The following is a 17,852-nucleotide window of genomic DNA, read 5'->3' as shown; positions in this document are numbered from 1 at the left end:
CCGCGCTCAGCGCGCGTTGGGGTGCATCGGGAAGCAGAGACTTTGCCGGCGAAAGTCGAAAACAAAATCCATGTCCTTCAGCGCGCCAGCGCCCAGCGCAATGTCGAAGGGAAACGTAGATCCTGTGTAGACGATGAAATAGATGTTGAACGGCTGGCGATCGATCTGCATTCTGACTTTCGCCCCTTCTGCGCCGACAGAGCTATGGCGGCCGCCGATATCGTCGATCGAAACATTGCCTTTGACCAAGTGAGTCACTTGCTGCAGCGCGGCCTGGGTGCCGATCAGAAAACTGGAAGCACCTGTATCGACCATCACATGATGTGCTTGGTCGTTGACGAGGAACTCGGGAAGGATACGCAACCGGCGGCCCTGTGGGTCGGTGCCGACCTGCATGTCGCGGTCGCAAGAAGGAACGTTGTCCGGCTTAGCATAGACCGTTAGCGTCTTGTCGGTCAGGCGCAAGGCGCCGAGTGGCGCAAGCAAGTTGATGCCGATGAGTGCATTCCTGCGCGGCACGATCGTCACCGGCGCGTTGTGCAACGTAATCGAACCGATTTGTAATGAGTCGAGTACACCGCGCTGAGTCTTGATGCCCGTACTCAACCAGCCGCTAGCTACGCCCTGCTCGTCGAGCAACTTGACGCCGAGGTCGCGTGCCTTGCTTTCGTCGAGAATCAGATCATTTGCGCCAGTGTCGAGCAGAAGATCGAAATCTCGCCCGTTGGCCCTGGCGGAGAGGATTGGTTGCGCGACGTCGCGCTCGCTGCGTCCGGCGGAGAGACTCGTCTTGTCAAACTCGTCTTCGGTCGCCCGTTTCTTGATGGGAAGGGACACATCCGTGGACGGGGTGTCGATCGAGAACTGTGGGATGTCGGCTTCGTGGTCGAGAAATTCCTGCAGATCGGCGACATGGCGGTCAATTTCCGGACTACGGCCGCGATAGCGGCGCACAAGGGCAGCTTCCGCATCTATAGCAGCCCGCCATTTTCCGGAAAGACGAAGGTTGCCCGCCCGGAATTGGCCGCACAACATAGCGATGGCCGGCTTGCTCTGGAACAGATTGTCTTCGCAGATCTGCGCGTCCTTGCTCGCCGCGTCAAGGTTGAAATGCGTGCGTTCAATTGCCATTGCGGCGAGGACGTGAACGATCGGATCTTTCGACTTGTATAGAGCGAACAGAGCAGCAGAGTCGGCTTTGCCCATCGCCGTGTAGACCTCGCGCAGATCGTCGCTGCCGGCGCCTTCCGAGTCGGAGTCGGAACGACGGTCTGCCGAGGGAGCCGGGTCGGCCAGACGTTCGCCGCCCGTCGCCTGTGTGCCGATTGCGAACAGCAGCAAGGGAAGCAGTGCGAAAGTCCAACGACCGAACTTCGAGTCTCGCATAGACGTTCCTTTCAACTGGTTTCGCCGGGATAGCGAGACCATTTTGTTTAGCACAAACAATTTGCGCAGTGCGTTCGCTTCAGGTGTGAAAAGGGGCGCTTTCGCGCCCCTGTTTTCGCATTGCCTGCCTGGATGCTAGGCGAGCTGACTCGCCGCGAATTCCCAATTGGTCAGGCTCCAGAACGCCTCGACGTACTTCGGTCGCGCGTTGCGGTAATCGATGTAATAGGCGTGTTCCCACACGTCGCAGGTCAGCAGCGGGCGGTCGGTGCCGGTGATCGGCGTGGCCGCGTTGCTGGTCGAAACGAGGCCGAGGCTGCCGTCGGCGCGCTGCACGAGCCAAGCCCAGCCGGAACCGAACGTGCCGACCGCGGTCTTGGTGAACTCTTCCTTGAACTGAGCGATGCCGCCGAACGTCTTCACGATCGCATCGGCGAGCTTGCCGGACGGATCGCCGCCGCCCTTGGGCGAGAGCGAGTTCCAGTAGAACGTGTGGTTCCAGATCTGCGCCGCATTGTTGAACATGCCGCCCTGCGAGTTCTTGACGATATCGTCAAGGCTGGAATTCTCGAACTGGGTGCCCTTGATCAGGTTGTTGAGGTTGGTCACGTAGGCCTGATGATGCTTGCCATAGTGATAGTCGAGCGTCTCGGCCGAGATGTGTGGGGCGAGCGCGTCGCGCGCGTACGGAAGAGGGGGGAGTTCAATCGCCATCGTCGTCTCCTGGCTGGGGCTGGAAGGGGTGTCGAGTATAAGGGATTGGGTCGGCGAACGAGGAAAGCAAGCCGCGCCTGCTACAATGGCGCATCGCGCCACGGCGCCGTTGCTTGAGCCAGACAAGGTCCATGAATACCGAAGAACGCATCAAGAAAATCGTCGACGACAATCCGATCGTGCTGTTCATGAAGGGCACGCCGCAGTTTCCGATGTGCGGGTTTTCCTCGCGCACGGTGCAGGCGTTGAAGTCGTGCGGCGCGCAGTTCGCCTCGGTCAACGTGCTCGAAGACCCCGATATCCGTGCCAACTTGCCGCGTTACTCGAACTGGCCGACGTTTCCGCAGTTGTTCATCAACGGCGAATTGATCGGCGGTTGCGACATCACTCTCGAATTGCAGGAAAGCGGCGAGCTCGCGCGCATGGCCAAGGAAGCGCAGAAAGCGGCATGAGGATCGAACTGCGCGACACCGCGCGCCTGCCTGCGGACTGGAAAGCGAAACCGGATTCCCTGCGCGACCGCGTCGTGCTGATCGTCGGCGCCGTCGGCGCGCTCGGCAGCGCGAGTGCGAAAGCGGCAGCACAGGCCGGGGCGAAAGTGATCCTGCTCGGACGCAAGGTGCGCCCGCTGGAAAAACTCTACGACGAGATCGAAGCCGCGCATCCTGGCGCGGCGGCCATCTATCCGCTCGACCTTGCCGGCGCCTCGCCGAAGGACTATGACGATCTTGCTGCGACGATCGAACGCGAGTTCGGCCGGCTCGACGGCGTCGTCTTCGCCGCCGCGCAGTTCGACGGCCTGCAGCCCGCGGTCGATGCCAAAGCGGAAGCCTGGCTGAAGACGCTGCACGTCAATCTCAACGCTCCGTTTTTGATCGTGCAGGCGTGCGCGGAGTTGCTTCTGCGTGCGCAGGAGGACAGCGCGAATGCCAGCGTGGTATTCGTGCTCGACGATCCCGAGCGCATCGGCAAGGCGTTCTGGGGTGGCTACGGAACGGCCAAGCACGCGCTGATCGGATTCGCCTCGACCCTGCACCAGGAATGGGAAACCAGCCGCGCGCGCGTGCACGCGCTGTTGCCCGCGCCGATGCGCAGCGCGCTGCGGCGCATGGCCTATTTCGGCGAGAACACGATGGAACTGCCGACGGCCGACGCTGCGGCGCAGGCCGTGATTTACCTGCTCGGTGCGGAAGGAGCGGCCGCGCGCGGCAAGGTGTTGGACTTGCGCTGAGGCTCGCGCCCGTCGATCCTGCGGAAGTCGGAACGGCGGTCGAACTTCATTAGGGGGAGCTATGGGTACGAGCATCACCACGCTGTCGGCCGGAATCATGCTGTTCCTGATCCTCGACCCGCTCGGCAACATCCCGATCTTCCTCAGCCTGCTCAAGAACGTCGCGCCACAGCGGCGCCGCTACGTTTTGATCCGCGAACTCGTAATCGCCCTCGTCACCTTGTTCGCCATCCTGTTCTGCGGCAGCACCGTGCTCAAGCTGATGCAGCTGCGCATCGAGTCGGTCAGCATCGCCGGCGGCATCGTGCTGTTCCTGATCGGTGTGAGGATGGTGTTTCCGCGCGAAGGCGGCGTGTTCGGCAACGCCGAAGGCGGCGAGCCGTTCATCGTGCCGATGGCGATACCGGGTGTGGCCGGGCCGTCGGCGATGGCCGCGCTGATGCTCATGGCGAACTCGGAACCCGGCCGCACGGCAGACTGGAGCATCGCCTTGTTCTGCGCCTGGCTCGCCACGGCGCTGATTCTGCTCGCATCGACCTGGCTGTTCCGCCTGCTCGGCCAGAGTGTGCTCAGTGCGATCGAGCGCCTCGTCGGCATGCTGCTCGTGGCGTTGTCGGTGCAGATGTTCCTCGACGGCTTTACCGCCTACATGAAACTGAGTTGATCTCGTGTCCTTTCTCCCAACGGAGAAGGGACGCGGATTTCGCCGGTTTGTAACAATGCGCCGCTAGCGTGTCGCCCACGGGGAGAGGGCGACACCATGATCAGCGTCGAACGCAGTTTTTTCGAGAAGTTTCCGCGTCTTGCCGCAGGCCGCGCGCGCAGTTTCTCGCAGCCGGTCGTCGAACTGTTGCGCAAGATCGCCTGCGAGGAGCGCATCAACCGCGTCCTCGCCGATCTGGCTCCGTTGACCGGCTTCGATTTCGTCGAGCGCGCGCTGGAGAAGTTCGGCGTCAGCTATCGCATTGCGCACACGGACCGCGAGAACATCCCGGCCGAGGGCCGCATCGTCATCGTCGCCAACCATCCGCTCGGCGCGTTCGATGCGTTAGCACTGGTGCATCTGGTCGGCGGTGTACGCCGCGATGTGCGCATCTTGGCCAACGACGTGCTGTCGCAGCTCGCGCAGTTGTCTTCGTTGTTGCTGCCGGTCAATGTGTTCGGCAGCGGTGCGTCCGCAGGACGTCTGCGCGACGCCTATCGCGCGCTGGAAAACGAACAGGCGCTGATCGTGTTCCCCGCGGGCGAAGTATCGCGCATGGGCCCGCAGGGCGTGCGTGACGGGCGCTGGTCGTCCGGTTTCGTGCGCATGGCGCGGCACGCGGGCGCGTCGGTACTGCCCGTGCATATCGCCGCGCACAACTCGCCAACGTTCTACGGCGTATCGATGCTGGCCAAGCCTTTATCCTCGTTGTTGCTTCCGCGCGAGATGTTCGTCCCGCAGCAGCTCGGCATCAGCGTCGGCGAGCCGGTCGCGGCGAGCGAACTCGGAACGGACCAGGCCGAGCCGGTGGCGCAGGCGATGCGCCGCCACGTCTACGAGCTCGCCAAACGCCGGCCGACTGTGTTCGTGACTTCGCGCACGATCGCCCATCCCGAATCGCCGCTCGCGATTCGCCACGCGTTGAAGCGCGCGCAGGAGCTCGGCGCGACCCAGGACGGCAAACGCATCCTCTTGATCGACGCACAGCCCGACTGCCCGGTGCTGCGCGAAATCGGCCGCCTGCGCGAGCTGTCGTTCCGCCGCGTCGGCGAGGGCTCCGGCCTGCGCCGTGACCTCGATCGTTTCGACACGCACTATCGCCACCTCGTGCTCTGGGACGAGCAGGCGCTGGCGATCGTCGGCGCGTATCGCCTCGGCGAGGGCGCACGCATCCTCGCCGCACAGGGCCTGCCCGGACTGTATTCGTCGACCCTGTTCGACTACGCGCCGCCGGCGCGGGAATTCATCGCCGAAGGCGTGGAGCTCGGCCGCAGCTTCGTCCAGCCGGCGTATTGGAATTCGCGCAGCCTCGACTATCTCTGGCAGGGCATCGGCGCGTATCTGCGCCATCGTCCCGACCTGCGCTACCTGTTTGGCCCCGTGTCGATCAGCGCGGCGCTGCCGCCGGCGGCGCGCGAATGGATCGTGCATTGCCATCGTCACTATTTCGGCGATGGCGAAGGCTTGGCCGCGTCGCGCAATCCGCTGAAAATTTCGCCGCACGTGGAAGCGGCCGCCGCGCACGCCTGGGCCGACAAGGATGCCAAGGCCGGTCTGATCCAGCTCAAGCGCCAGCTTGCGCAGATGGAGTGCGCGATTCCCACGCTCTACAAGCACTATGTCGATTTGTGCGAGCCCGAAGGCGTGCGTTTCCTCGCGTTCGGTACCGATCCGGCGTTCGGCCATTGCGTCGACGGCCTGATCCGCCTGGACCTGAATTTTCTACGCGCGGCCAAGCGCCAGCGCTACCTCGAAGCTGCCTGATTAGTTCAGCAACGTAAATTTTGCGACGAGGCTGGCATCTGTTAGAAAACTGTCATAAAGTGTAGTTAAGCTCGTGTTAACTCGTCCTGCGCGTGTCGCGGACGATGTGCAAGACGCGTCGTTCTGGCCGAGCGCCGGACCGGGCAAACCATAGGGGTTAAGGCGAACAATCATGCCGTGCGCGTGCGCATGGTTCGTGGCTTTTGGGTTTAGAGAACAGAGCTCTATAGTTCGGGAGATGATCGAGATGAAGAATCCGTTGAGAGTCAAGCTGCTTGCGGGTGTGATCGCGTCTGCGTTGGCCGTTTCCGCGCCTGTCTATGCGCAGGACACCACGTCGGCCCTGACCGGCCGCGTCGTGGACGCGAAGGGCGCGCCCGTCGCCGGCGCCAAGATCAAGATCGTGCACGTGCCGTCGGGCACCACGTCGAACGCCACCGCCGATGCGAGCGGCCGCTACCAGGCGCAGGGTCTGCGCGTCGGTGGTCCGTATCACATCGAGGCGCAGGGCACGGGCATCAAGGAAGTCGACGCCGACAACGTGTTCCTGAACCTCGGCGAGACCTCGACGGTCAACCTCACCGAAGCGGCCCAGGCCGCGGCCCAGCTCGAAGGCGTGACCGTGACCGCGAACGCCACCCAGGTTGCGGTGTTCAATTCGGACAACAAGGGCCTGTCCACGAACATCTCGCGCTCGCAGCTCGAAGCGGCGGTCAACGCCGACCGCTCGTTCCAGGCGATCGCGCGCATGGATCCGCGCATCTCGATCACCGACCGTGACGCCGGCGCGATCTCGGCGAACGGCAAGAATTTCCGCTACAACTGCACGACCGTCGACCAGGTCAACGCGGGTGACCCGTTCGGCCTCGCTTCGAACGGCCTGTTCAGCGTCGGTACGCCGATTTCGCCGGACGTCATCGACTCGTACCAGCTCTCCACCTCGAACTTCGATGTCTCGACGCGCGGCTGCGTCGGCGCGAACATCAACGCAGTGTCGAAGAGCGGCACGAACGATTTCCACGGCTCGGTGTACTACGCCTACCGCACCGCGAACGACACGTTCATGGGCGACATCGCTCTGACCAAGGGCGGCATCGAGCAGCCTTACAACGGCTGGCAGCGCGAGTGGACGGCCGGCTTCACCGCTGGCGGCCCGATCATCAAGGACACGCTGTTCTTCTTCCTCGGCTACGAAAAGAGCGAGCGCGTCGGCATCGGTGCGACTTCCTCGCCGTCGGACGGCACAGGCGGCACGCCGGTGACGGGTCTGAATAGCGCGTTCTTCAACTCGGTGCTCGCGCAGGCGAAGACGTTCGGCTTCAACACCGGTGATCGCACGCTCGCCAACCTGACCGACAAGCGCTACCTGGCCAAGATCGACTGGAACATCAACGATCAGCACCGCGCCGTGTTCCGCTACAGCGAGACCAAGGAAGTGCAGCCGGTTCCGACCGGCAGCAGCACCTCGGTCACGCCGAACAGCAACTGGTACTACAACAATCGCGACACGAAGAGCTACTTGGTCCAGGTCTTCAGCGATTGGAGCGACGTGTTCTCGACCGAACTGGACGTGCAGCATTCGGACATCTCCGCGTTGCGCGGTCCGCTGGCCGGCGGCTATCAGCCGTCCGTGCAGGTCACCGTGAATCCGACCGGCTTCACGCCGAGCACGACGTTCGGTACCGAATTTTCGAGCCAGGTGAACCTGCTCGACATCAAGCAGGACTACGCCTATCTCTCCGGCACCTGGCACCTCGGCGAACACACGGTGAAGGCCGGACTCAACGGTGCTCAGGACAAGGTCTACAACGCGTTCATGCAGGGCGCGGTCGGCAGCTATACCTACCAGACGCTGGGCAATTTCACTGCCGGCAACTGGGAGGAGTACACGATCAAGCAGCCGGCACCGGGCTACAACCTGCAGAACTCGCAGGCCAACTTCAAGAAGCAACAGTATGGCGCCTTCCTGCAAGACACCTGGCAGGCGACGGATCGGCTTTCGCTGACCTACGGCCTGCGTTTCGATGCGCCGCGATTCCCCGAGACGCCGAACTTCAACCCTTGCTTCGCCGCGGCGCCGGGTACGGCCTTCACTGCGAAGAACTCCGACGGTACGACGGTTTGTTCGGTTGCCAAGGGCGGCTTTGGCTACGCCAACAATTCGCTGCCGAGCGTGGCCCCGGCGTGGCAGCCGCGCGTGTCGTTCAACTATGACTTCGACACCGAATACAAGACCCAGCTGCGCGGCGGCGTCGGCGTGTTCGTGTCCGACGTTCCGACCGTGTGGTACTCCAACTTCTACGGCAATCCGGGTACGACGATCGTCACCTATGACATCATCGACGCGTCCGCGAATCCCGCCGGCACCTTGCTCTGCAGCAGCAACGGCAAGAACTTCACCAAGGCGACGGGCAGTTCCTGTGCGGCCGGCCAGGTTTCCTACGTGAAGCAGGCTCCGGTCTACAATGCCGCCAATCCGTTGATTCCGAACTCCGGCACGCTGGTGCTCGGCTCGAGCGTGGCGGCGATGGCGGTCGATACGGTCGACCCGAACTTCAAGATGCCGAATACCACCCAGTTCGCGCTCGGTCTCGACCGCGAACTGCCGTGGATGGGCATCATCAGTTCGTTGGAGTTCAACTACACCAAGACCAACGACGATATCTTCTACAAGAACCTGAACTTGGGTGCGCCCCAGTTCGTTGGTGCCGACGGCCGCCAGTTCTTCTGCAGCTCTGCCAACGCGAAGACCTGCTCGTCCAGCACCAAGGCCGGCGCCAACCCGTCGTTCGGCAACGTGACCGAGCTGACCAATACGCATCAGGGCCAGTCGAACACGCTGACCCTGTCGTTCCGCAAGCCGATGGCGGACGACTGGAGTGCGATGGTTGCGTTCCGCGTCGGTCACGCCACGGACGTCAACCCCGGTACTTCGAGCGTCGCCAACTCCAACATCCTCGGCAACGTCTGGAAGAACCCGAACACCGACGCCGCGGCAACCTCGAACTACAGCGTGCCGCAGCGCGTGCTCGGCAGCCTCACCTGGCAGCACAAGTTCTTCGGCGACTACCTGACCCAGATCAGCGCGTTCGCCGATCTGCATGCAGGCGCGCCGTACAGCTGGGTTTCCGGTACCGACACCAACGGCGACGGCTATTCGCGCGACCTCGTCTACATTCCGAAGTCGGCGACCGACGTCCAGTGGGCCACCGGCACGACGGACCTGCAGAAGCAGCAGTTCATGTCCTACATCCAGAACAACCCGTATCTGCGCGACCACATGGGCGAGATCGCCGGCCGTAACGGCACGCGTTCGCCCTGGGTGAACCAGATCGACTTGTCGTTCCGTCAGCAGATCCCGGGCATCTTCGAAGGCAACAAGGGCGAACTGCGCTTCGACTTCTTCAACTTCGGCAACCTGCTCAATTCGAAGTGGGGCGTCGAGCGCCGCGCTCCCTTCCCGCTGATCCGTACCCTGGCCGACGTGAGCGGCTACGACACGGCCACGGGCAAGTACATCTACAACGTCAACACCACGGCGTACAAGGACAAGAACGGCAACTACCAGCCGGGCCAGCTCGTGGTCAACGAAGGCCAGACGCCGGGTGCGCCGATCCCGAGCCAGCGCTGGTCGGTCATGATGACGGCGAAATATACGTTCTGATCGCAGCTAAAAACGCCAGGACGGCCTTCGTGAAAATCAGGCCGGCGCCCGCAAGGGCGTCGGCCTTTTTCTTTTGACGGAACTTGCGTGGAACTGTGTACGCTCGGATACTACGAGGTCGCTCCGCGGCTCGCGGCATATCAGCCGCCGCGCCGGTCGCGGGCGGCAAGTCCGGTATGAGGAAAAATATACAATGTCACAACCCACGGTAAACGCGCGCATCTCCCCGGTCGCGGGCATGGACGTGCTTTCGCGCGACGAGGTCACGCGCCTGCGCGACGCGAGCCAGGGCGGGCTGCATACGCTGCTGCAGCGTTGCGCGCTGGCCGTGCTCGTCTCCGGCGAGACGGTCGGCGACGACCCGCGCAGCATCTTCGAGCGCTATCCCGACTTCGACATCCAGGTGCTGCAGCAGGACCGCGGCGTCAAGCTCGAGCTCAAGAACGCGCCCGCGCGCGCCTTCGTCGAGGGCAGGATCATCCGCGGCATCAACGAGCTGCTGTTCGCGGTCGTGCGCGACATCGCCTACGTGGCGACGCAGATGGATGCGGGGCGTTTCCACCTCGACACTTCGCACGGCATCACCCATGCGGTGTTCGAGATCCTGCGCAACGCGCGCGTGCTCAAGTCGAACACCGATCCGAACCTCGTCGTCTGCTGGGGCGGGCATTCGATCAACCGCACCGAGTACAAGTACACCAAAATGGTCGGTTACGACCTCGGTCTGCGCGGGCTCGACATCTGCACCGGCTGCGGTCCCGGCGCGATGAAAGGGCCGATGAAGGGCGCGACGATCGCTCACGACAAGCAGCGCCTGCGCCGCAAGCGCTACATCGGCATCACCGAGCCGGGCATCATCGCCTCGGAGTCGCCGAACCCGATCGTCAACGAACTGGTGATCATGCCGGACATCGAGAAGCGCCTCGAAGCGTTCGTGCGACTCGGTCACGGCATCATCGTATTTCCCGGCGGCGTCGGCACGGCCGAGGAAATCCTCTATCTGCTCGGTATACTTTTGCACCCGCAGAACGCCAACGTGCCGTTCCCGCTCGTGTTCGCGGGACCGAAGGAATCGGCCGCGTACTTCGAGCAGATCGACGCGTTCCTGCGCCTTGCGCTCGGCGAGGAAGTTGCGAAGCGCTACCGCATCGTCGTCGACAATCCGCTGGAGACCGCGAAGCAAGTCGCGCGGGGCATCGAGAAGGTGCGCGAATACCGCATCGAGAGCCAGGACGCGTTCTTCTTCAACTGGGGCCTGCACATCGAACTGCCGTTCCAGCAGCCGTTCAAGCCGACCCACGCGAACATGGCCGCGCTGAACCTGCACCGCGAGCAGCCCAAGCATCTGCTCGCCGCCGACCTGCGCCGCGCGTTCTCCGGCATCGTCGCGGGCAACGTCAAGGAGGAGGGCATGCGCGCGATCGCCGAGAATGGCCCGTTCGTGATCGACGGCGATCCCGAGATCATGCGCGCGCTCGACCGGATGCTCACGAGTTTCGTCGAACAGCAGCGCATGAAGCTGCCGGGCACGGCTTACGTGCCGTGTTATCGCGTGAAGACTTGAAAACTGCGGTTCGATACGGATCTATGTAGACAAGACCGGGCGAACGCGGCGGAAGTTACAGGGCCGGCGCCTGCGCTCCTCGTGCTTCCCATGCCCACAAACGAGTCAAGCGAAATGAAAGCGACACAACAACTCCACAATCTTGGTCAGAGCCTCTGGCTCGACAACATCACGCGCGAGATCCTCGACAACGGCACCTTGCAGCGCTACATCGCCGAGCTGTCGGTGACGGGCCTGACCTCGAACCCGACGATCTTCAACGAAGCGATCGGCAGCGGCTACTACGACGCCGCGATCCGCGAGAAGGCCAGCTCCAAGTCAGGATTGCCCGGCAAGTCGGGCGAGGCGCTGTTCATCGACATCGCGCTCGAAGACCTGCGTCGTGCCGCCGACCTGTTCGCGCCGACTCACGAGAAGACCGGTGGCGTCGACGGCTGGGTGTCGATGGAAGTCTCGCCGCTGCTCGCCGCCGACACGGCCGGCACGATCGCGGCGGCGAAGGACATTTTCGCTGCCGCGCAACGCTCCAACCTGTTCGTTAAGATTCCGGGCACCCCGGAAGGCGTTCCGGCGATCGAGGAGGCGATCTTTGCCGGCGTGCCGGTCAACGTCACGCTGCTGTTCTCGCGCGAGCAGTATCTGGCGGCAGCGCATGCGTACATGCGCGGTATCGAGCGGCGTGTGGCGGCGGGCTTGAGTCCGGTGGTCGAATCGGTGGCCTCGGTGTTCGTCAGTCGTTGGGATCGCGCGCTCGGCGCCGATGTGCCCGCCGAACTGCACAACCGGCTCGGCATTGCAACGAGCGGACGCACGTATCGCGCATATCTCGATCTGCTCGCATCCGATCGCTGGCAGAAACTCGCGGCGCAGGGCGCGCATCCGCAGCGCCTGCTCTGGGCGAGCACCGGCACGAAGGATCCGAAACTCTCGCCGAACCTCTATGTCGAGGCGCTGGCCGCATCCGACACGGTCGACACGATGCCGGAGAAGACCCTGCTCGCGTTCGCGAAGGACGGCAAGCTCGGCGCGGCGATGGCCGCGGATGGCGGCGATGCCGAAGCGCTGCTCGCGCAATTCGCGCGTGCCGGCGTCGATGTCGATGCTCTGGCCACGAAGCTGCAGGTTGACGGCGCAAAGGCGTTCGTCGATTCCTGGAACGAACTGATGCAGCGCATCGCGACGAAGAGCGCCGCGCTCGCGGCGGCATGACGCCGAAGATGGGCACGGCCGCGACGCCTGGGCAGTTGGCGCCCGAGTCCGTGTTGGAAAACATCCCGCGCCTGGTCACGGCGTACTTTGCGATTGCGCCCGATGCGAAAGAACCGACCCAGCGTGTCGCCTTCGGTACCTCGGGCCATCGCGGCTCCTCGCTGCGCGCGAGCTTCAACGAGACGCATATCCTCGCGGTCACGCAGGCCGTCTGTGCCTATCGCAAGACGAAGGGCATCGACGGTCCGCTGTTCCTCGGCATCGACACGCATGCCTTGTCCGAACCGGCGTTCGCGACCGCACTAGAAGTGCTCGCTGCAAACGACGTCGAGACGATGATCGCCATGGGCGGCGAATACACGCCGACGCCGGCGGTGTCGCATTCTGTACTTGTATACAATCGCGGCCGCACATCGGGATTGGCCGACGGCATCGTCGTCACGCCGTCGCACAATCCGCCCGAAGACGGCGGCTTCAAGTACAACCCGCCGAACGGCGGCCCGGCCGATACCGACGTGACCGGCTGGATCGAGAAGGAGGCCAACCGCCTGATCGAGGGCGGTCTCGCCGAAGTGAAACGCGTGCCGTACGCCCGCGCGCGCGCCGCGGCGACCACGCACGACCACGATTTTCTCGGTAGCTACATTGCGGACCTCGGTAACGCGATCGACTTCGATGCGATCCGCAGCGCGGGCCTGAAACTCGGCGTCGACCCGCTCGGCGGCGCCGGCGTGCATTATTGGCGGCGCATTGCGGACACGTACCGCTTCGATCTCGACATCGTCAACGAAACGGTCGACCCGACCTTCCGCTTCATGACCCTGGACTGGGACGGCCGCATCCGCATGGATCCGTCGTCGAAGTTCGCAATGCAGCACCTGATCCATCTCAAGGACAGGTATGACGTCGCCTTCGCCTGCGATACCGACCACGACCGCCACGGCATCGTCGCGCGCAGCGCAGGCCTGATGCCGTCGAATCACTACCTGAGCGTGATGATCGACTACCTGTTCCGTCATCGACCGCATTGGCGCACCGACGCGGGCATCGGCAAGACCGTCGTGTCGAGCGCGATGATCGATCGCGTGGCGAAAGGACTGGGCCGTCGTCTGTATGAAACGCCGGTCGGCCTGAAATGGTTCGTCGACGGCTTGCTCGCCGGCTCGCTCGGCTTCGGCGGCGAGGAAAGCGCCGGCGCCACGTTCAGCCGCATCGACGGCAGCGTGTGGACGACCGACAAGGACGGCATCGCCGCGGCCTTGCTTTCCGCCGAGATCACTGCGTGCAGCGGACGCGATCCGGGCGAGTACTATCGCGATCTGACACAGAAATACGGCGAGCCGCTGTCCAATCGTGTCGACGCGCGCGCGAATGCGGAGCAGAAGAAGAAACTCGCGCAGCTCACGCCCGACAAGATCGACATCACCGAACTGGCCGGCGAAAAAGTCGAACAGGTACTCGATCGCGCGCCCGGCAACGACGGTCGCATCGGCGGCATCAAGGTCATGGCCGCCAACGGCTGGTTCGCCGCGCGCCCCTCGGGCACCGAAGACATCTACAAGATCTACGCCGAAAGCTTCATCGACGAAGCGCACCTGAAACGCGTGCTGGCCGAGGCGCAGGCCGTAGTCGACAAGACGATCGGCGCAAGCTAGCGCGCTTTTCTGCTCTTGATTTTGCCCTTGATCTTCGGGTCCCCGTTTGCCGCGGCGAGGGCGGGCCGGAAATGTCCGTAAGGATCGCGCGCACGATGCGCGCGAGTTCGTTGCACGCACAGGGACGTGCGTTCAACGAACCCCGGCATGGCCTCGCGAACCGCCGCAGGCGGCGCGGCATCCGGGGCGGCGTCTTTTTGGTTACTTTTTCTTCGCTGGAGAAGAAAAAGTGACCCGCGCGCGGGATGCGCGCGGAAAGGCGAACGGACGCGACAGCGACCTGAAACGGCATTTACTGAACAGCATCTTGCAGATTACATGCCGCTCCTGCGGCATGCCCTGCGGGCCATTCGCTGCGCGAATGTTCGCTTCGCATTCTGCCTTCGCAGTCCAGCAATCCTGCCGGAATGACGAACAAGAGCAGCCAGCGTCAGCGCACCGCCGGTATCGTCAACTTGCCCACGCGACAGGAATTGCGCACGCGCCCGCCACAGGACTTGACCGAGAGATTGTCCTTGTCGACGCAGATGCGCACTTCCTCGAGCGTACCGCCGTCCTTGCACTGCACGCTGATCATGTTGTCCTCGAGGCCGGGGTTCACGTCCATGAAGGCCTTGGTCACGTCGTCGGCGCTGAGCTGCGGTGAGGTTGCCGGCGTCTTCAATGCTTGCGGGATCGTCACGCGCGAGAACGCGTCCTCGGCGAGGGCGAAATATTCCTTCGGATCGTGACCGGAGCAGGCGCCATGAGTCTGCCATTCGTGCTCGATCAGATGCCGGCTCGGCATGATCGGCAGCATCTGCGTGACCGTCGCCTCGTCGGGCTCGCGGCTCGTAGAGCAGTTCTGCGGCCAGCCGCCGTTGCGGTACTGTGGCCATAGGCCATGCAGGACGAAACCGTAGCCCTTGCCGCATTGCTGCGCCTCGTCGGGATGCACGGCACAGTAGCTCGGCGACCAAGACAGCGAGACGACGTAGTAGTCGAAGCGGCCGGGTCGGCCTTCGCCGGAGTTGCCATGCTTGCCCTTGCTGCGCGCGTCCGCGCCGGTCGCCGCGGCGAATGCGAGCATGAGGCCCAGTGCGACGGTACAGAACGGGATGAACTTGGACTTGCCTGACATGGGATTCCTTGGGCACATGCGCGAATGGACGAACGTCGCGGATGATAAGGGCAGGGCCGCGCAGCGGCAATTCGGCGGCGCGAACCGGCGCATGCGGCCGCCGATCGCGTTATCATGCGCGCTTCCTTTTTCCAGAGTGCCGAGTCGTCGCATGGCCAAACGTTTTGTCCGCCGTTCCTCTCCGATCCACGGCAACGGCGTGTTCGCCGCGCAGGACCTCGAGAAGGGCGTGCGTGTCATCGAATACAAGGGGCGCTTGCTGACGCACGCGCAGGCCAACCGCACCTACGCAAACGATACCGACTCGGGCCACACCTTCCTGTTTACGCTCAACGAGAAGTACCTGATCGACGGCGGCGACGGCGGCAACGACGCGCGCTGGATCAACCACAGCTGCGCTCCGAACTGTGAGGCGTGGATGGTCGAAGACGAAGGCGGCGACAAGCGCCGCGACAAGGTCGTCATCGAGACCAAGCGCGCGATCAAGGCCGGCGAGGAGCTGACCTACGACTACGGCATCAAGCTCGAGGAGCGCCACACCGCACGCCTCAAGGCGATCTGGGCGTGCAAGTGCGGCGCGAAGAACTGCACGGGCACGTTGCTCAAGCCAAAACGCTAGAAGCCCATGAATCGAGCTGCTGCGCTCGGCAAGTTGCGTAGCGGCGGTGCTCGGACTGCGTAGGCAGGACGCGAAGCGAACATTCGCGAAACGAATGGCCAGCAGGATGAGCCGCGGATGCGGCGAGTCATCCTCACATACCAAAGCATGCTGCGGTTCCTGCGCCCCGACGACGCGCAACCCGCCTTCGCTCGCGACGCTTATTCGCGGGTTTGCTAGACGAGTTGGTGGCCGAACAGGCCGATCAGTCCGATCAGGATCAGATACAGCGCGACCACGTAGTTGAGCAGGCGCGGCATGACGAGGATCAGTACGCCGGCGATCAGCGCGATCAGCGGCGACAGCAGATGGATGGAAACGGACATGGCCATTCTCCGCGACGACGCGAGGCTGCGTCAGTGACAGCCTAGCCGGACGCCGATGAAAAGTGCTTGAACGCGGCGAATCAGGCGTGGGTCCGCCGCGGCCAACTGCATCTCGTCGGGGTACAGTGCCATCGCGCAAGGTAACGTTTCCACGAACGCCCGGCCGATGTTAGAGTCTGCACGCCCCACGAGGGAGGATTCGTGGGCGGCAAGACGGTTGTATTCGCGCAACGGCGCACCCCGGCAGGCGATCGCTCCACAAGAATCGCCGCCCGCACCGAAACGCGATAGCCCAGCGGCGTCGTCCGCTGCGCACGCCGGAGACGTCTTGTGGCCCGCAATCCGCACACGCCCCGGCATGCCGGGCAACCATCACTACGGCGGATATTTTCATGACGACACAACAAACCCGGTGGTCGCAATTCGGCGCCCTGATCACCGTCTTCTTCTTCTGGGGATTCGTCGCGGCGAGCAACGACATCCTGATCCCGGTCTTCAAGAAGGCGTTCAGTCTGACCCAGGCGCAGAGCCAGCTCGTTTCGGTGGCGTTCTACGTCGCCTACACGGTCGGTTCGATCATTTACTTCCTTGTTTCCAAGCTGATCGGCGCCGATGTGCTCAACCGCATCGGCTACAAGAACGGCATCTGCCTGGGTCTGGTGATCTCGGCGCTTGGCACGCTGCTGTTCTATCCGGCGGCGAACCTGGGTTCGTTCACGCTGATGATCTCGGGCCTGTTCGTCGTCGGCCTCGGCTTCTCGCTGCAGCAGATTGCGGCCAACCCGCTCGCGATCGTGATGGGTGATCCGAGCACCGGCGCGCAGCGCCTGACCATGGCCGGCGGCGTCAACAACCTCGGCACCACGATCGGCCCGCTGATCGTCAGCATCGCGATCTTCGGCGCCGTCGCCGCGGGCGGCACCGAGGCGAGCATCGAGAACGTGAAGACGCCGTACCTCGTGCTCGGCATCGTATTCATCCTCGTTGCCGTGTTCCTGTATTTCTCGCCGGTGCCGAACAAGATCGATCTCGACCACGTCGCCGCCGACGAGGCCGGCGATAGCAGCAAGCTGATCCACAGCGACTCGATGTTCGCCGCATTCAAGTATCCGCAGCTCGTGCTCGGCATGATCGGCATCTTCGTTTACGTCGGCGTGGAAGTGTCCACGGTCGCCAACCTGCCCGCGTATCTCGAACAAGGCCTCGGCATGCAGACCGCGCACATCGCGCCGTTCGTCTCGCTGTATTGGGCGAGCATGATGATCGGCCGCTGGTCGGGCGCCGCGGGTGCGTTCGACGTCGGCGCATCGGCGAAGAAGATCCTGACCTTCATCCTTCCGTACCTCGCTTTCGGCGTGTTCCTGCTGGTCAACACGATCGCCCAGCACGACGTGCGTCAGTTCCTCGTCTACGCCGTCGTCATCATCGCGATGATCGTGGCCGCATTGCTCAGCCGCGGCAATCCGGCGCGCATGCTGTTCAACTTCGCCGCGGGCGGCATCATTGCGCTGCTGATCGGCATGTCGACGAGCGGAATGATTTCGACGTTCGCGTTCATCTCGGTCGGCCTGTTCTGCAGCGTCATGTGGCCGTGCATCTTCGCGCTCGCGATTGCCGGCCTCGGCAAGAACACGAACGAGGGTTCAAGCTTCCTGATCATGATGATCTGCGGCGGCGGCTTCGTCAGCTGGTTCCAGGGCCTCGTTTCGGAAGGCGTCGGCATCCACGCGAGCTACATCGTCGGCGTCGCCTGCTTCGCCTACCTCGCGTTCTACGCCTGGCGCAGTTCGGCGATCCTGAAAAAGCAGGGCATCGATCTCGATCAGCTCGCTGCCCAGAGCGGGCACTGAAAATCCCG

The 17,852-nt window shown here is 63.4% G+C and carries 14 protein-coding genes; 10 read left to right on the top strand and 4 right to left on the bottom strand.

Going from position 1 to position 17,852, the window contains the following annotated elements; all coding sequences use genetic code 11:
• Positions 1-6: 6 nt before the first annotated feature.
• Positions 7-1,386 (bottom strand): aspartyl protease family protein, encoded by a 1,380-nt coding sequence (locus F455_RS0114065; protein ID WP_018973946.1) that lies wholly within the window; start codon positions 1,384-1,386, stop codon positions 7-9.
• A gap of 135 nt (positions 1,387-1,521) precedes the next feature.
• Positions 1,522-2,100 (bottom strand): superoxide dismutase, encoded by a 579-nt coding sequence (locus F455_RS0114060; RefSeq protein WP_018973945.1) that lies wholly within the window; start codon positions 2,098-2,100, stop codon positions 1,522-1,524.
• 131 nt (positions 2,101-2,231) lie between these two features.
• Between F455_RS0114060 and grxD the strand changes: the two genes are divergently transcribed.
• The 8 genes from grxD (at position 2,232) to pgm (ending at position 13,890) form a co-directional block, all read left to right on the top strand.
• Positions 2,232-2,552: a Grx4 family monothiol glutaredoxin gene (gene grxD / locus F455_RS0114055; RefSeq protein WP_018973944.1), complete on the top strand. Its 321-nt coding sequence runs from the start codon at positions 2,232-2,234 to the stop codon at positions 2,550-2,552.
• The gene (locus F455_RS0114050; RefSeq protein WP_018973943.1) at positions 2,549-3,331 is read left to right on the top strand and encodes an SDR family NAD(P)-dependent oxidoreductase; all 783 of its coding nucleotides are present in this window, start codon (positions 2,549-2,551) and stop codon (positions 3,329-3,331) included. The genes grxD and F455_RS0114050 overlap by 4 nt, the downstream gene beginning before the upstream one ends.
• 61 nt (positions 3,332-3,392) lie before the next feature.
• Complete coding sequence (locus F455_RS0114045) at positions 3,393-3,995, top strand: YhgN family NAAT transporter (RefSeq protein ID WP_018973942.1); 603 nt, start codon at positions 3,393-3,395, stop codon at positions 3,993-3,995.
• Positions 3,996-4,091: 96 nt separating this feature from the next.
• Entirely contained in the window at positions 4,092-5,798 is a 1,707-nt protein-coding gene (gene olsF, locus F455_RS0114040; RefSeq protein ID WP_018973941.1) for a bifunctional ornithine lipid synthase OlsF, read from the top strand.
• A gap of 247 nt (positions 5,799-6,045) precedes the next feature.
• Positions 6,046-9,462 carry a TonB-dependent receptor gene (locus F455_RS0114035; protein ID WP_026293380.1) on the top strand — a complete coding sequence of 1,139 codons (3,417 nt, stop codon included), beginning with the start codon at positions 6,046-6,048 and terminating at the stop codon, positions 9,460-9,462.
• Positions 9,463-9,655: 193 nt separating this feature from the next.
• A complete protein-coding gene (gene ppnN, locus F455_RS0114030) occupies positions 9,656-11,026 on the top strand; it encodes a nucleotide 5'-monophosphate nucleosidase PpnN (RefSeq protein WP_026293379.1) in 1,371 nt (456 codons plus the stop codon).
• Positions 11,027-11,140: 114 nt separating this feature from the next.
• Entirely contained in the window at positions 11,141-12,235 is a 1,095-nt protein-coding gene (gene tal / locus F455_RS0114025) for a transaldolase (protein WP_018973938.1), read from the top strand.
• Positions 12,232-13,890: a phosphoglucomutase (alpha-D-glucose-1,6-bisphosphate-dependent) gene (gene pgm, locus F455_RS0114020; RefSeq protein WP_018973937.1), complete on the top strand. Its 1,659-nt coding sequence runs from the start codon at positions 12,232-12,234 to the stop codon at positions 13,888-13,890. The genes tal and pgm overlap by 4 nt, the downstream gene beginning before the upstream one ends.
• 430 nt (positions 13,891-14,320) lie before the next feature.
• On the opposite strand, the gene F455_RS0114015 is transcribed toward pgm, so the two are convergent.
• Entirely contained in the window at positions 14,321-15,010 is a 690-nt protein-coding gene (locus tag F455_RS0114015) for a ribonuclease T2 family protein (RefSeq protein WP_018973936.1), read from the bottom strand.
• Between the two features lie 151 nt (positions 15,011-15,161).
• On the opposite strand from F455_RS0114015, the gene F455_RS0114010 reads away from it, so the two are divergent.
• A complete protein-coding gene (locus tag F455_RS0114010) occupies positions 15,162-15,629 on the top strand; it encodes an SET domain-containing protein (protein ID WP_018973935.1) in 468 nt (155 codons plus the stop codon).
• A 215-nt stretch (positions 15,630-15,844) separates the two neighbouring features.
• Here the strand turns inward: F455_RS0114010 and F455_RS22620 are convergent, their stop codons facing one another.
• Positions 15,845-15,994, bottom strand: a complete 150-nt coding sequence (locus F455_RS22620) for a DUF3096 domain-containing protein (RefSeq protein ID WP_018973933.1) — start codon at positions 15,992-15,994, stop codon at positions 15,845-15,847.
• Between the two features lie 392 nt (positions 15,995-16,386).
• Between F455_RS22620 and F455_RS0113990 the strand changes: the two genes are divergently transcribed.
• Positions 16,387-17,844, top strand: a complete 1,458-nt coding sequence (locus tag F455_RS0113990) for an MFS transporter (RefSeq protein ID WP_018973931.1) — start codon at positions 16,387-16,389, stop codon at positions 17,842-17,844.
• The last annotated feature ends 8 nt before the right edge of the window (positions 17,845-17,852 follow it).

Source organism: Rudaea cellulosilytica DSM 22992 (assembly GCF_000378125.1).
Lineage (GTDB): Bacteria > Pseudomonadota > Gammaproteobacteria > Xanthomonadales > Rhodanobacteraceae > Rudaea > Rudaea cellulosilytica.
Note: the sequence above shows the minus strand (reverse complement) of the source record. Positions and strands in the feature narration are given on the sequence as shown.